This window comes from Neobacillus niacini, from assembly GCF_019749295.1.
Taxonomy (GTDB): Bacteria; Bacillota; Bacilli; order Bacillales; family Cytobacillaceae; genus Neobacillus; species Neobacillus niacini_D.
In genome coordinates this window covers 107,650-122,408 of record NZ_JACWFG010000011.1, presented here as the reverse complement: position 1 = coordinate 122,408, position 14,759 = coordinate 107,650, and the positions used below count along the sequence as shown (strand labels likewise).

Here is a 14,759-nt window from a genome sequence, read left to right as displayed (position 1 = left end):
ACCTCCTCCATTTACTCTGCTAACTTTGACATGCTTCACATTCTTCTATCTCCGATTGAGATGTACTTCTTATGTAATAAGTTGTTTTCAAACCCTGCTTCCATGCTTCCCTATGAAGATGTAATAACTCAACCGCTTTAATATCATGACGAACATATAGATTAAAACTAATCGATTGGTCAATATGGCGCTGTCTGGCGGCGTTTTGTCGAATACTCCATGTCTGGTCCAATACATGACGAGTTCGTCGATAAAAGTTGTAACTTTTATGATCCAAATCTGGCGCGGTTACTTTAAATTTGAAATTTTTCTTCTCCTCTGCATATTCCACTGCATATAGAGGATCAATACCATCTGTTGAACCACCAATCTTTGCGGTCGATGAGTTCGGTGCAATTGCCATCATCCAGCCATTTCGAACCCCATAACTCGTTATCTCCCTCATCAATCGATTCCACCGATCAGATTTATACCCTTTCCGCTCAAAATACTGGCCTGACTGCCATTCTGAACCTTTAAATTTTGGATAGCTTCCTTTTTCCTTCGCTAATTCCATTGAAGAACGAATGGTATGGTAAGCAATTTCTTCATATAGCCGATCTGCATATTCGACAGCTTGAGAAGACTCCCAGTAAATCCCTTCCAAAGCTAGAAGATGATGCCAGCCAAACGTCCCTAACCCTACAGGACGATATTGTTTATTTGTGACTTCGGCTTGTCCAACTGAAATGGTATTGAGGTCAATCACATTGTCGAGCATCCTCATTTGAATAGGAATTAATCTCTCTAGTACATTTGCTTTTACAGCTTTCGGAAGATTAATAGAAGATAGATTGCAGACAACAAAATCCCCTGGTTTACGAACAATCACAATATTTCCATCTTCGTCCTTATATTCTTTCACAATCGTGGTAGCAGACATATTTTGTGTAATCTCGGTGCACAAATTGCTGCAATAAATGGATGTACGTCCTATTCCTCTAACATGTTTGTTCGGATTTTGGCGATTTACTTCATCCCGGTAGAACATATATGGCGTACCGGTTTCTAATTGAGAAATCATAATTCTTGCCATAATATCCATGGCTCGATAACTTTTTCGAGGAAGCAGAGGATGGTTTACGGCTTCTTCATACTTTTCAGTAAAAAACTTTACCTCACACTCATCATAGAAATCTTCCAAACCAAGGGAATTTCCGTCTTGGTCTTTCCACCCCATTATTTGTTTTACTTGATGCGGGCAAAAAGTATGCCATTCTCCCACACTTCGACCGTTTTCATCTACTTCTTCTAATTTCTTCATAAACAAGTCAGGTATTGAAACACCCGTAAAAATATCATGAGCCTTTCGCCTTTCGTCCCCATTATTTGTCTTTAAATCTAAAAATCCATTCATCATATCTTTATGAAAGATATCTAAGTAAACGGCGATTGCCCCTTGCCTTTGACCCAATTGATCCACACTCACAGCGGTATCATTTATGAGACGAATCCAAGGGACAACCCCAGAAGAATTACCTTTGAACTTCTTGATATCAGATCCTAAAGCACGTACTTTGCCTAGATAAACACCTAATCCTCCTCCGTCTTTGCTTAATCTAGCAATATCCCAATTATTCAAATATATCCCGTCTAAGGAATCTTCAACTGTATCAATAAAACAAGAAGAGAGCTGCCCAAAGCTTTTTCCGGCATTTGAAAGTGTTGGTGTAGCAACGGTCATATATAAGTTACTAAGTGCCCAGTAGGCTTCTTTTACGAAATTTAACCTATTATCCTTTTGTTCTTTTCTCATTAACGTCATGGCGATAATCATAAAGCGTTCTTGGGGCAGCTCATATAGATTACCTTCGTAATCTTTTGCCAAGTAGCGATCTGCTAGTAAAAACAACCCTATATAATTAAACAAATGATCCCGTTCAGACGCTATTTCTGCTCCCAATATTGCTACCTCTTCTTTTGTATAATCCTCTAATAGATCATTAGAATAGATTCCTATTTTCGTTAATTCAGCAATCAAAGAGTAAAAGTCACCATATTTATTTTCCGGCTTGTACCCTCTGCTGTTTGAAGCATTTCGATAAAGTTCCTGTAAATACAGATTTGCTGCCAGGAAAGTCCAGTTTGGGTCACTCATTGAAATTTGATTTAATGCATAGAAAAGAGATTGTTCATAGATGGAAGAATCTTCTAGTTTTGTAATCTTTTCAACTAATTGGGTTGTATCGAGATGATATTTTTCAGAAGCTCTTTTCACTGTTGCTAAAATTGTTTGTTTTTCTGCATACATGCTATCTACTAGCATACCTAGTTCCCCTTTTCGTATCGTAATGACTTCGTGAGTGAAACGACAAAAAACCCATCTATGAAGATGGGTTACAATAACGTGGAATCATCTATCATACAGTCTTATTCACTGTAATAGCACCGATACCCTCGTTATATCTTCCCAGCTCCCGAAGAAGATAATACGTAATAAAAATGGCAGGTCTCCTGACTTGTGCTTCTTCCTACTCTAATCCCTTCCCATCTTTTAGACAGTGGATATGATTATTTCGTCAGCACTTACAGTTGCGGGTACAGTTCTGGGTTTTCACCAGATTCCCTATTACGTCTTTTACAGACACCATTATTATTGGTCATTATCTATATTTAGTGTTTCAGTTAATGATGAACACTAAATATTGTATAGTCACAACTATAATATACTATTTTCCCTATTACAATATTAAAATTAAATATCAGAAAATTATGTACGAATGAATTTTAATATGATATAGTAATGGGCAATTACATATCGTGTAAGAATTGGTGCCAAGCTGAGGCTTGGCTTAATAGGGAAGAACGGTGCAAGTCCGTCGCTGTCCCGCAACTGTAATTCGGAGTGAATCACGCAAAACCACTGTCTTTTGATGGGAAGGTGTGAGGAGCATTGATGAAAAGCCAGGAGACCTGCCAATTTGTAGTACACACCAGATACCTACGTGGAAATAGGTGGTGACATTCATTTGTACGACAAACGAGTTACGAGAAGAATTGTTTATGCTTATCTTTAAACAATTCGCCTAACTTGATTGTATAGCCATTTCCGGTTCATGGAGATGGCTTTTTTGTATTTGGAAATATGTAAATGAATAGGAGGAATCGTAAATGAATTTAGCTAGTACAGCCATTGGTTATCCCTACATTGGTGGTAACCGAGAGTGGAAACGCAGTGTTGAAGCGTTTTGGAAAGGCACGACTTCAGAGGAAGAATTTATCTTTGATATGAAGACCCTGCGTTTAAATCAATTAAAGCATCAGCAATCATTAGGATTAGAAATCATTACGGTTGGAGATTTTACTATTTATGACCGTATGCTGGACCTTGCAACCATGTTTGGTATGATTCCCGCCCGTTATAAGTGGAGTGACAAAAAGGTAAATCTCACCACCTATTATGCGATGGCACGTGGAGCGGGTAATGTTGTGGCTTCGGAAATGACGAAATGGTTTAATACAAACTATCACTACATAGTGCCGGAGTATGAAGGCCAACAGCTAAAATTAACGCAAAACTACCTTTTAGATTATTTTTTAGAAGCAAAGTTTGAACTTGGTATTATTACAAAGCCGACCATTATTGGTCCGTATACCTTTGTCCACCTTTCTAAAGGATACGATTCCAAATCCAAAGCATCATTTATTTTAAAACTCTTGCCGCTTTATGCTCAAGTACTCCAACAACTTGTAGATGCAGGAGCACAGTGGATTCCAATGGAAGAGCCAGCACTAGTCCTCTCACTTGCACCCGAAGAGATTAAACTAGTTCAACAAATCTATAAACAATTAGCAGAAGAAGTTCCTGCTGCGAAGCTGATGTTACAAACCTATTTTGAAGGACTACCAGCGTATGAAGAGCTTATTCAATTACCTGTTGCCGGGTTTGGCCTAGATTTTATTCATGGAGCTGATGAGAATATGGCATCACTCCGAAAATACGGTTTCCCACAAGATAAAGTATTAGGGATTGGAATCATAAATGGGCGTGATATCTGGCGGGCAAATTTGGCTGAAAAAACAATGATGACAAAAGCAATTTTATCCTTAAGCGGTGTAAATGAAGCTTGGATTCAATCTTCTTGCAGTTTACAGCACGTGCCTGTCACCACTAAATCGGAAAAAAAGCTGGACGGTAAATTATTAAATGCTTTATCCTTTGCAGATGAAAAAATCGTAGAGTTATCTCATATAACATCCTTCATTTCTGACGAAAAATGGTCTGGAAGGAATTCTGTATCGCAAAGTATGACGGCAATTCAAGCTTTAGAGGAGCATGAGGCGAGGAAAAATCCACGGGTGAAGGAGCTTTTATCACAAGTGAGACAAGAGCATTTTACTCGTCCAATGCCTTTTAACGAACGCCAGCCATTACAACAAGCAGCGTTACAATTACCGGATTTTCCGACAACCACGATTGGTAGTTTCCCACAATCGGATTTAGTAAAAAGAACACGTTCAGCATGGCGTAAAAAAGAAATAAGTGACACTGAATATGCTGAGTTTGTGAAAAATGAAAGTGCTCGCTGGATTCAAATTCAAGAAGACATTGACCTTGATGTCTTTGTGCATGGTGAATTTGAGAGAACCGATATGGTAGAGTACTTTGGTGAAAAACTAAGCGGTTTTGCTTTTACTGAAAAAGCTTGGGTAGTATCTTATGGTTCACGTTGTGTGAAACCACCGATTATTTATGGTGATGTTGAGTGGACATCCCCCATGACAGTGAAGGAAACAGCTGAAGCACAACTACTAACATCTAAGCATGTCAAAGGAATGTTAACAGGTCCTATCACTATCTTAAATTGGTCTTTTGTTCGTGATGATTTATCGCGTGAAATGGTAGCCAATCAAATAGCATTAGCCCTAAAAGAAGAAATTCAAGCATTAGAAAATGCAGGCATTGCCATTATTCAGGTAGATGAACCAGCTTTACGTGAAGGCTTGCCGCTCAGGAAAGAAGACTGGAATGACTATTTATCATGGGCGGTAAATGCATTTAAGCTTGCGACTTCCAGTGTCAGAAATGAAACACAAATTCATACCCATATGTGCTATTGTGAGTTTAATAACTTTATAGAGCCGATTCGCGCTCTTGACGCAGACGTAATTTCCATTGAAACGTCCCGAAGTCATGGAGAATTGATTCAATCACTCAAGCATAATCCTTATGAACTTGGTATTGGGTTGGGGGTGTATGATATACACAGCCCGCGTGTTCCTAGTGTTGAAGAAATTGACACCATCTTAAAAGAAAGCTTAGAAATAATACCAAAAGAACAGTTCTGGGTAAATCCAGATTGTGGTTTAAAAACACGTCATGAAGATGAAACAATTGCTTCATTAAAAAATATGGTCACAGCTGCACGAAAACTTCGCCAACAGTACCAGCAAATGGTTTTCTAAAGAAAATTTCTATAGAGATAGGCGCTTAGGAATAATCCTTAGCGCCTCATCCGCTTTCCCCATCTCTAGTTGATTACAGTGAGAAATTATTTGCATAGTCATGTTTATATTCTGTCCTCTTAGGTCACCTTTGTAATAGAAATCGGAGGTTATATACATGGGTTTGGTTACGGAAGCAAAATTTCATTATTATAAGGAAAGGATATTTTCTCTAGAATTGCCATTATGGGACCATGATGTCCTAAATCCTGCATTCTTATTGGAAAAAGATGAAGAGAAAAAGTTGGAGATTTATTACACTCCCTTTGACTATATTAACGAAAAAGCAACGGTGGTGATTGCAGGAATAACACCTGGACTCCACCAGATGAAAAAAGCTTTTACAGCCGTTATTGAGAATCAGAATTTAGAGGAGGAGGAATTCCTTCATATGGTGAAAAAAAGTGCTAGTTTTGAAGGGACGATGAGAAACAACCTCATTGCAATGCTTGATGAACTTGAATTACCTAAACATCTGGGCCTTTCTTCTTCAAGTGAACTTTTTAGCAGTGCAAGTCATCTTGTCTACACCACCTCCATCCTCCCCCATGCGGTATTTTTCAATCATCAAAATTTTAACGGTTCGCGGCCAAATATTTTAAAAACGGAAATGCTTTTGAAGTATGTAAAAACAAATTTTATACCCGATATGTCTAGAATTGAAAATCCTCTCATTATTCCTTTAGGAGTGAATGTAAGCAAAGTGCTTGATCATTTTTATGAAGATAAGTTTATATTAAAGGGGTTCCCTCACCCTTCAGGCAGTAATGGTCATCGCCATAAACAATTTCGGGAAAATATAAAGGATATGAAGATACAAATAGAGAATTATTTTCATATTAATCATTAGGAGTTTATTAAGATGGAGCAAATCGCTATTATTTCAGACATTCATGGGAATATCCCCGCACTAGAATCGGTGCTGGCTGATATCGACTCAAGACTAATTAAGAGAATTATTTGCCTGGGTGATTTAGTTGGCAAAGGCCCGCAATCTAGCATGGCAATACAAATGATTCAAAAGCATTGTGAAAAAGTGGTTAGAGGCAATTGGGATGATTTCTTTCCTAAGCCCCAAGAGTCCGACACCATCAAATGGCATCAACACCAGTTAACTGAAATACAAATGAATGAATTAAAAGAGCTGCCGTTTTCATTAGAGTTTATGATGAGCGGTAAACTAGTCAGAATGTTTCATGCCTCACCTCGTAGTGTATATGAAAGAATACAACCGTGGGACTCTCTTGAACGTCGCTTGAGTATGTTCGAAAACACAGAACACACTGAAAATATAGCAGGAAAAAGAGAACCTGATGTTGTTTTTTATGGTGATATTCATAATGCATACCAGGAAAACATTAAAGGTAAAACTTTATGTAACGTGGGCAGCGTAGGCAATCCGCTTGATCTCACACAGGCATCCTATGCCATCCTAGAAGGAGAATATAACCAAAGTGAAAATGGAGTATTTTCGATTCAGCTTGTGCGAGTCCCCTATGATATCGAGGCATCCATACATATCGCGAAAGAATTGGAAATGCCCGAGCTAGAGGAATATATTCAAGAATTAACAACCGCAAAATATCGAGGATTAAAATAGGAGTATTCTTAATTTGACCTAGTTCGCCGATTCAGTTACATAGTAAAAAAGCCATTCCCTCCTGTAAGCATGTTGGAGAGAATGGCTTTTCATTTATTTAGACTGCTTCAGTTAAAGTATTGACTTCATCTCTTATACCCTTACCTTTTCGCAAACTAACCATCGCTATAAAGGAGATACAATAGAGCAATGCTAGGTACGTCATTGCTACCGTAACATTAGCGTGCTGCAGAATATATCCTACTAATATAGGAGATAAACCTCCCAACGCTCTACCAAAGTTAAAGATGGTATTCGTTGCTGTACTGCGAATTTCTACTGAATAATACTTACTAATTAATGCTCCATACCCTGCAAACATTCCATTTGAGAAGAATCCTACTATCGCTCCTCCAATTAGAAGACCTGTGCTGCCTGAAGCAAAAGAGTATAAGAAGACAGCAACAGCGGAAGCGGCTAAGAAAATTCCATACGAACGCTTCATTCCAAACCGATCAATAAATTGACCAAACGTTAACATCCCAGCAATCATTCCTGCTGCGGTACTGATCGTCCAAAGAGCTGAGCTTGAAACGGATAATCCTTGAGATTGTTGAAGCATAGATGGCAGCCAAATCATCAAACCGTTATAACCAGCGATTTGAACGGTTGCCATTATGGCTAAAGCAACAGTGGTAAATGCGATTCTAGGAGTAGCAAATAATTGCTTTAATTTTCCTTGCTTCTGTACGCTCTGCTTTTTCTTTTGTGTTTCCAGCCATGCAGGTGATTCATCTAATTTTTTACGAACGATAAAGGCGAAAATAACCGGAGCCAATCCAACAAAGAACAACCCTCTCCAGCCCCAAGCCGGAAGGATCATGGCGCTAAGAAGTGCCGCAAGGATTACACCGTATTGTGCACCTACACTTACGTATGATGATGCGCGTCCTTGTTTATTCTTTGGCCATGCCTCAGCGACTAGCGCCATACCAATACCATATTCACCACCAGCTCCTAAGCCGGCAATAAACCTAAATAAATATACTTGTTCAATATTTTGTGCAAGCCCGGTTAACGCAGTTCCGACAGCAAATAATAGAATTGTATAGGTGAAGATTCTAACTCTCCCAAATTTATCTGCTAATATACCGAAAATGACTCCCCCAGCCAGCATTCCTAAATTAGTAATGGAGGAAATTAGTCCGCCGGCTGCCATATCAATTTGAAACTCTGCAATAATCATCGACATGGCAAAGGATATAAACATGATATCCATGCCCTCTAGTGTTAAACCTGCTACGGATGCGACAACTGTTTTTTTACGATAATCCATTCTTGTTGTTCTCCTTTCGAGCCTCACGGGACTCAGATTAAAAGATTTTAGCAAAATAAAATGCCTTTCTATCCAAAGGACAAAAAGGCATTCATAGACATAATAAATATGTATGAAGTTTACTTTCGCCTTTTTGGCCTCTCTGGACCAGATTTAAAGGGATCTAATTTCAACTAATAGTAACATGATAATAATCCGGTGACAATATATTAAAAAAATTTATAGATTTTTAAAAACAAAGAAACGCAAATGTGATTGCATCTAACAGAGGTGGAAAAGTCAATAATGTTGGGAATATTTCTCAGTGCCGGTCCAACCATTTAATTAAGTTTGATATAACATTCACCAAGAATGGAATTCCCCCATATTAAAGTTAGTTGATCCTTATCGTTTACTTGGCCAACACCTTCAGGGGTGCCCGTATAGATCAGATCTCCCTCCCCTAATCCAAAGTTTTGAGCGGTGAAATCGATTATCGTCTGAAAATCAAAAATCATATTTTTGATATTCCCTTGCTGCACCGTCTCCCCATTTTTCACAAGAGAAAAATCAATCTTCTTCATTTCTTCTACTCCAGGAAAAGGAATAAAATTACTAACCAAAGCTGAGTTCGGAAAACCTTTTGCCAGCAGCCATGGATGTCCTTTTTTCTTGAGCTCACTCTGGACATCTCTAAGTGTGAAGTCAATGCCAATCGCCATACTATCTACTATTTCTTCTGCCTTTATACCCTGTTCATATGGTTTACCGATTTTTAGGACAACTTCTGTTTCAAAATGGATAGATCCACGATCACCAGGGAATAAAACCTCCTGACCATCACCTTTTACGAGAGCATGTGTAGGTTTCGAAAATAGCATGGGTGAAGAAGGAACTTCATTTTGTAATTCTTTTGCATGTGCAGCGTAGTTCCGGCCAACACAATAAATGTTATTAATCTTACTCAAAACAATCCCTCACTTAAATGTATTTTATAAGAAAATGTTACCCTTCTCCCTGCCTTTCTGCAAGAATGGTATTGCGAAAAGGTTATTGGGACAAAACTAGAAGCGAATAAGAGTGACAGCAGACAGAAAGTATTGAGGAAAGAATTAATATCCGATCAGGTAGACCGGTTAATACTGGAAGGGAAAATTATGTTACAGGAGGAAATCCAATGACCAAGGAAGAAGTAGTTAAACTTTTAGTACTGATTGAATCGGTCTATTCTCATTGCGTTCTTAAAGACGAAAGTGTTCAGCAGTGGTTTCAATTTTGTTATCAGATGGATTATGAGAAAGTATTAACGAAGCTGCAAAACCATATTCGGAAAAGTCCCTTTCCTCCTGCGATTGGTGATATCGCTGTATTCCAGTTTGAAGAAAATCATTTTCCTGCCACCTTAGAAGAGTGGATGAAGAAAGGACGGGAGAGAATTGAATGCGATCGTAAATCAAACAACCGAGGATCAATACCTGCCTGGTTTGCCGAATATTCACCAAGAAAATCCATTTGAAGCGGATGGGATCCTCTGCTAAGCATCGTGGTCCGGTGGGTGTGATTAAACTAGCATTTGAAAAGAACTATAGCCGCTATCGTGATTATCCGGTATAGACTTATCCTATCTTTATAGTATGAAAAAGTAAAAGGCACCCTTCCTTCGGGAGGGTGCCAATCTTGTAATTATTTTGCAGTAAAACTAAAAAGCTTTTCTAAATGACGTACCACTTCGGCTTTATCCGCTTCAACCACTTCTAGATACTGTGGTTTATTAGACAATTGACTGATTTGTTCAGGGAATGTCTGCTGGATATCACAACGTTCAATGGATTCGTTAAACTTTGCCGGATGAGCAGTGGCGAGTGTGACACAAATCTCACTAGGTGCATTACATTTTTCGTATGCAGCTACTCCACACGCCGTATGTGGATCTAATAAATAACTAGTTTCTAAATTATACGTACTAATCGTTTGCAAGCATTCTTCCCCTTTTACTCCGTATGCTGCAAAATCCTCTTGCACTTTATGGAGCAACTCTTTGCTTACAACAATTTTTCCTTCTGAATTGAATTTTTCCATTACCTCCGAAACGGCTTTTGGATCTTCTTCAAGCAAGTAAAAAAGATAGCGTTCAAAGTTGCTAGCTACTTGGATATCCATCGAAGGGCTGAATGTGCTCCGGAATTCACCCGGCTTGTACACTCCATCATGAATAAAATCTTCTAAAATATTATTCTCGTTAGTAGCAACGATAAGTTTACCAATTGGAAGACCCATTTTCTTTGCAAGATACCCGGCAAAGATATCGCCAAAATTCCCCGTTGGCACACTAAAGTTAACTGTCTTAACATCAGCCTCTTTTGTCACCTGGAAATAGGAATAGAAATAATAAACCGTTTGTGCCATAATCCGAACAAAGTTAATGGAGTTGATTGCACGCATATGATACTTATTTTTAAAATCCACATCTGCAAATAATTCTTTAATGATACGTTGACCATCATCAAAGGTTCCTTTAATGGCTAAATTTAGAACACTTTTATCATCGACTGTTGTCATTTGTAATTCCTGAACCTTACTTACTTTCCCATGTGGATGCAAAATACAAATGCGAATGCCTTCTTTTCCTCTAACTCCCTCAATCGCTGAGGCGCCGGTATCCCCTGAGGTAGCTCCGAGAATATGAATCGACTCACCTGTCTTCTTGGATACATAGGAATATAAATTTCCTAAGAATTGAAGGGCAATATCTTTAAATGCAAAGGTAGGACCGTGGAATAGTTCTAAAACATACATGTTATCCTTCAGCTTTTGAACAGGTGTAACCTCTGGATGGCGGAAGGCTGCATAGCTCTTCTCAATTAATTCTTTCAACTCTTTTTCTGGAATTTCACCATCAACATAATAGGAAAAGATTTCGTATGCTAATTCTTGATAAGTAAGATTGGACATTGCATCTAACTTTTCTGCAGGTATTTGTGGGATTTTCTCCGGTACTAATAATCCCCCATCATTTGCCAGTCCCATTAAGACTGTGTCGATAAAACCAATTTTACTTACATTGCCACGTGTACTAACAAAGTTCATAGCTGCCTGCCTCCATATATAATCAAAATTTTATTTGAGAGATAATATTTATTCATAGTATTAAAATATAAAATCCATTTTAACACAATTGAGTGAATAATCGATAAATTATTGATATATTTGAGAAATTATTTTAAAAGTTCATTCACAAACAAAACCCGCATTCGGGCTAAATATCCTTTTTTAATATATAATGAGTTCTATGGATTTATAATTTAAATACAAAAGCATAATTTAAGGTACAGCTTAGAGGAGATTATTTATGAATCAAGAATTTCTTTACATTATTCTCATCATTGCCTTTGGCTATCTATTAAAACGGGTAAATATTTTACAAGAAAAAGATGGAGAGGTCATTTCAAAAATTATTTTTAAAATAACCCTTCCTGCCTTAGTTCTGGTAACCTTCGATTCTGTAAAAATTGAAACTTCTTTATTTTTATTACCTGTTATTGTTCTCGTTTTTGGGATAGTATCGGCCATTTTAGGACTCTTATTTTATAAAAATGAGGAAAGAGAACTTAAAGGTTCGCTTATGATGCTCTCTTCCGGATTTAATGTCGGCTTATTTGCATTTCCACTAGTTTATGCTATTTGGGGGATGGATGGATTAACCTATTTTAGTATGTTTGATGTTGGGGCGTCATTCATTGTCTTTGGAATTTCTTATATTTTGGGGAGTTATTTCTCAGAAGAAGGCCTTAATCTTAACCCTATAGAAATTCTAAAAAAACTTGGCAAGTCAATACCACTTATGACCTACATGATTGCTAGTATTTTAAATTTTTGCCATGTCAAATTACCAGATCTAATCATTAACTTGGCAACTACCATCTCAGGAGCAAATATACCATTATCATTATTATTATTAGGGCTGTTTTTAAATTTTAAGTTTGATAAACAATTTATTAAGCCTATGGTGAAGTTTTTAACTTTCCGATATGGGTTAGGTCTTAGCGTTGGTTTGGTCTTATACTATCTCCTTCCCTATGATATCATGCTTCGAACTACTATTCTGATTGGACTGTTATTGCCTGTTCCAGCATCTGCCTTAACATATGCAGTCGAATTTAAATATAGCAACGATAGTACGCGTTTCGTTGCCACTATGTCTAATATAACAATAGTAATTAGTATAATAATATTATATATCTTTGCAAACTTTATATTATAAACCTTTTTATTGACATTTGTTTAGAATCGTTTTAAGATAACAAAGGTAAATATATTGAACCAAAAAACATTTGTTTGTGGACTTTTCTAGAGAATTCTCTATTTTCGCCACACAGCTACTATTATAGCTGTGTGGCTTTTTTGTTTTAATTGAAAGGGGCAGGAAATATGAAAACTTGGCATTACGCATTAATTGTCTTAATAGGAGGCTGCTGTTACGGAGCATTATCAACCTTTGTAAAGCTTGCTTATTCTGCGGGTTTTACTAGCAGTGAGGTAACGGGAAGCCAATTCTTAATGGGAACGCTATTAATCTGGATAGCAGCAATCTTTTCGAAAAAGAAAAAACTGACTTTGCCGAAGATAGGTAAATTACTTATTTCAGGGATACCACTTGGCTTAACCAGTCTATTTTATTATCAATCTCTGCAATCACTTAACGCTTCACTTGCGATCATCTTTTTATTCCAATTTGTCTGGATTGGCAGCTTATTTGAATGGGTGTTTTACAAAAAAGCACCAACAAAAGAAAAGCTTGTTTCTATTGGTATTTTGGTAATAGGTTCTATTCTTGCATCAGGCATCATTGCCCAAGGCAGCGGTGGCCTTACATGGCAAGGAACGGTATGGGGAATGCTTTCTGCAATAACTTATACCACGTTTATTTTTGTCAGCGGCAGTGTGGAAAAAGATACTCCCGTTGTGCAAAAAAGTGCTTTATTTACCACGGGGGGCATGATTACCGTTTTCACTCTAAGTCCGCCAACAGGGTTACTTCAAATACCTGTTTTAATGGAAATTGCACCATACGGTCTGTACCTTGGCCTATTAGGTGTCGTCTTGCCGCCAATCTTATTTACAATCGGCATGCCGCATGTTGGACCAGGTCTCGGGACCATTTTAACATCTGCTGAATTGCCTATTGCAGTTATTTTATCCTCGCTAGTCTTAACGGAATATGTGAGTATGTCCCAATGGGTAGGGGTTGTTTTAATCTTAGGTGGAATTGTAGCCGGAAATCTGAAGATATCTAAAACGAAAACAAAAATAAAGTCTGCAGCTTTTGAGCTAGACTAAAGGCATTTTACCAACTGAATTTGCATTGAGAATCGCTTTAGTAAAGTTAATCGCCCATAATAGTTATGGGCGATTTGTATTTCTCGTGTCAAAAATTATAAATCAGCCTCGTTAAATGTATCTCCACCTTCAAGCGTGCCGTTTTCGAACCCTTTATAGAACCATCGTTTCCTCTGCTGTGATGTTCCATGTGTAAAACTTTCAGGTACTACATAACCTTGGGATTTTTTCTGAATATTATCATCGCCAACAGCATTTGCTGCTGCGAGTGCTTCTTCAAGGTCACCTTCCTCTAGATAGCCCTTCCCTTTTGCATGATGAGCCCAGACACCCGCCAAGTAGTCCGCCTGCAATTCAAAGCGGACAGAGTGCTCGTTACTGCGCTTCTGTTCAGGAGTTGCCTGTTCTCCGGCATGTAATAGGGTCTGTACATGATGTCCAACCTCATGGGCAATTACATATGCCATCGCAAAGTCACCGGGTGCCTGAAATCTTTGCCTTAACTGCTCATAAAAACTTAAATCAATATAAAGCTTATGGTCACCTGGGCAATAAAATGGCCCGACAGCTGAACTCGCAGATCCGCAAGCCGACTGGACACTATCCCTGTACAAAACTAACTTGGGCTCTTCATATTCTAACCCTTGTTCCTTGAATTCTTCTGACCATACATCTTCTGTGTCGGCAAGGACTACAGAAACAAAGTCCGCCAGTTCTTCCTCCTGAGACGATACATTCATCGGAGTATTTGGATTCGTACCGTTTGTCGTGGGTGTGTTGTTTGTTAAATCTCCCGGGTTCCCTCCAAGCAGCGTAAAGAGGAGAATGACGATAATACTGCCAATTCCCCCTCCAATCGCGGTTTTTCCACCCATGCCCATTCCTCTGCGGTCTTCAACGTTTGAACTTTGCCGTCTTCCTCTCCATTTCATTTTCCTACCTCCAAAAATTGTGATAACTCATAAATTTACTATTTCCATTATCTTTTACCATCATGAATGATAAAAATGGAAACGAATTTTTGAAATAGGAATTCTGAAATGG

General features: G+C 38.2%; 11 protein-coding genes and 2 riboswitches. Of the genes, 6 read left to right on the top strand and 5 right to left on the bottom strand.

Annotated elements, in window-relative coordinates:
* Nucleotides 1-19: 19 nt before the first annotated feature.
* A complete protein-coding gene (locus H0184_RS14485) occupies nucleotides 20-2,305 on the bottom strand; it encodes a ribonucleoside-diphosphate reductase subunit alpha (RefSeq protein ID WP_221826500.1) in 2,286 nt (761 codons plus the stop codon).
* 161 nt (nucleotides 2,306-2,466) lie between these two features.
* Nucleotides 2,467-2,646: riboswitch (cobalamin riboswitch) on the bottom strand.
* A 146-nt stretch (nucleotides 2,647-2,792) separates the two neighbouring features.
* A riboswitch (cobalamin riboswitch) is annotated at nucleotides 2,793-2,974 on the top strand.
* 176 nt (nucleotides 2,975-3,150) lie between these two features.
* Here H0184_RS14485 and metE point away from each other — a divergent pair.
* The 3 genes from metE (at nucleotide 3,151) to H0184_RS14470 (ending at nucleotide 7,084) form a co-directional block, all read left to right on the top strand.
* Complete coding sequence (gene metE / locus H0184_RS14480) at nucleotides 3,151-5,445, top strand: 5-methyltetrahydropteroyltriglutamate--homocysteine S-methyltransferase (protein ID WP_221826498.1); 2,295 nt, start codon at nucleotides 3,151-3,153, stop codon at nucleotides 5,443-5,445.
* Between the two features lie 157 nt (nucleotides 5,446-5,602).
* Nucleotides 5,603-6,334 (top strand): hypothetical protein, encoded by a 732-nt coding sequence (locus H0184_RS14475; protein ID WP_221826491.1) that lies wholly within the window; start codon nucleotides 5,603-5,605, stop codon nucleotides 6,332-6,334.
* 12 nt (nucleotides 6,335-6,346) lie between these two features.
* Nucleotides 6,347-7,084, top strand: a complete 738-nt coding sequence (locus H0184_RS14470; protein WP_221826489.1) for a metallophosphoesterase family protein — start codon at nucleotides 6,347-6,349, stop codon at nucleotides 7,082-7,084.
* 97 nt (nucleotides 7,085-7,181) lie between these two features.
* On the opposite strand, the gene H0184_RS14465 is transcribed toward H0184_RS14470, so the two are convergent.
* Together H0184_RS14465 and H0184_RS14460 are read right to left on the bottom strand one after the other, a co-directional pair.
* A complete protein-coding gene (locus H0184_RS14465; protein WP_221826483.1) occupies nucleotides 7,182-8,399 on the bottom strand; it encodes an MFS transporter in 1,218 nt (405 codons plus the stop codon).
* Between the two features lie 320 nt (nucleotides 8,400-8,719).
* On the bottom strand, nucleotides 8,720-9,346 hold the full coding sequence (locus H0184_RS14460) for a fumarylacetoacetate hydrolase family protein (RefSeq protein ID WP_260631579.1): 627 nt from the start codon (nucleotides 9,344-9,346) through the stop codon (nucleotides 8,720-8,722).
* A 209-nt stretch (nucleotides 9,347-9,555) separates the two neighbouring features.
* On the opposite strand from H0184_RS14460, the gene H0184_RS14455 reads away from it, so the two are divergent.
* Complete coding sequence (locus tag H0184_RS14455) at nucleotides 9,556-9,894, top strand: replicative helicase loader/inhibitor (RefSeq protein ID WP_221826481.1); 339 nt, start codon at nucleotides 9,556-9,558, stop codon at nucleotides 9,892-9,894.
* A 167-nt stretch (nucleotides 9,895-10,061) separates the two neighbouring features.
* On the opposite strand, the gene thrC is transcribed toward H0184_RS14455, so the two are convergent.
* Complete coding sequence (gene thrC, locus H0184_RS14450) at nucleotides 10,062-11,465, bottom strand: threonine synthase (RefSeq protein ID WP_221826480.1); 1,404 nt, start codon at nucleotides 11,463-11,465, stop codon at nucleotides 10,062-10,064.
* A gap of 262 nt (nucleotides 11,466-11,727) precedes the next feature.
* Here thrC and H0184_RS14445 point away from each other — a divergent pair, with 262 nt between their 5' ends.
* Both H0184_RS14445 and H0184_RS14440 read left to right on the top strand, forming a co-directional pair.
* A complete protein-coding gene (locus H0184_RS14445) occupies nucleotides 11,728-12,639 on the top strand; it encodes an AEC family transporter (protein ID WP_221826477.1) in 912 nt (303 codons plus the stop codon).
* Nucleotides 12,640-12,806: 167 nt separating this feature from the next.
* The gene (locus H0184_RS14440; protein WP_221826475.1) at nucleotides 12,807-13,715 is read left to right on the top strand and encodes an EamA family transporter; all 909 of its coding nucleotides are present in this window, start codon (nucleotides 12,807-12,809) and stop codon (nucleotides 13,713-13,715) included.
* 95 nt (nucleotides 13,716-13,810) lie between these two features.
* Here H0184_RS14440 and ypfJ read toward each other — a convergent pair whose 3' ends face one another.
* Nucleotides 13,811-14,647, bottom strand: coding sequence for a KPN_02809 family neutral zinc metallopeptidase (gene ypfJ, locus H0184_RS14435; protein WP_221826473.1), 837 nt, complete (start codon nucleotides 14,645-14,647; stop codon nucleotides 13,811-13,813).
* Between the last annotated feature and the right edge of the window lie 112 nt (nucleotides 14,648-14,759).

Excerpts from the sequence above, each read along its gene's own strand:
- thrC (WP_221826480.1), bottom strand. The coding sequence starts at position 11,465 with ATGAACTTTGTTAGTACACGTGGCAATGTAAGTAAAATTGGTTTTATC.
- H0184_RS14445 (WP_221826477.1), top strand. The coding sequence starts at position 11,728 with ATGAATCAAGAATTTCTTTACATTATTCTCATCATTGCCTTTGGCTAT.
- H0184_RS14440 (WP_221826475.1), top strand. The coding sequence starts at position 12,807 with ATGAAAACTTGGCATTACGCATTAATTGTCTTAATAGGAGGCTGCTGT.
- H0184_RS14455 (WP_221826481.1), top strand. The coding sequence starts at position 9,556 with ATGACCAAGGAAGAAGTAGTTAAACTTTTAGTACTGATTGAATCGGTC.
- H0184_RS14470 (WP_221826489.1), top strand. The coding sequence starts at position 6,347 with ATGGAGCAAATCGCTATTATTTCAGACATTCATGGGAATATCCCCGCA.
- metE (WP_221826498.1), top strand. The coding sequence starts at position 3,151 with ATGAATTTAGCTAGTACAGCCATTGGTTATCCCTACATTGGTGGTAAC.
- H0184_RS14475 (WP_221826491.1), top strand. The coding sequence starts at position 5,603 with ATGGGTTTGGTTACGGAAGCAAAATTTCATTATTATAAGGAAAGGATA.
- H0184_RS14465 (WP_221826483.1), bottom strand. The coding sequence starts at position 8,399 with ATGGATTATCGTAAAAAAACAGTTGTCGCATCCGTAGCAGGTTTAACA.
- ypfJ (WP_221826473.1), bottom strand. The coding sequence starts at position 14,647 with ATGAAATGGAGAGGAAGACGGCAAAGTTCAAACGTTGAAGACCGCAGA.
- H0184_RS14485 (WP_221826500.1), bottom strand. The coding sequence starts at position 2,305 with ATGCTAGTAGATAGCATGTATGCAGAAAAACAAACAATTTTAGCAACA.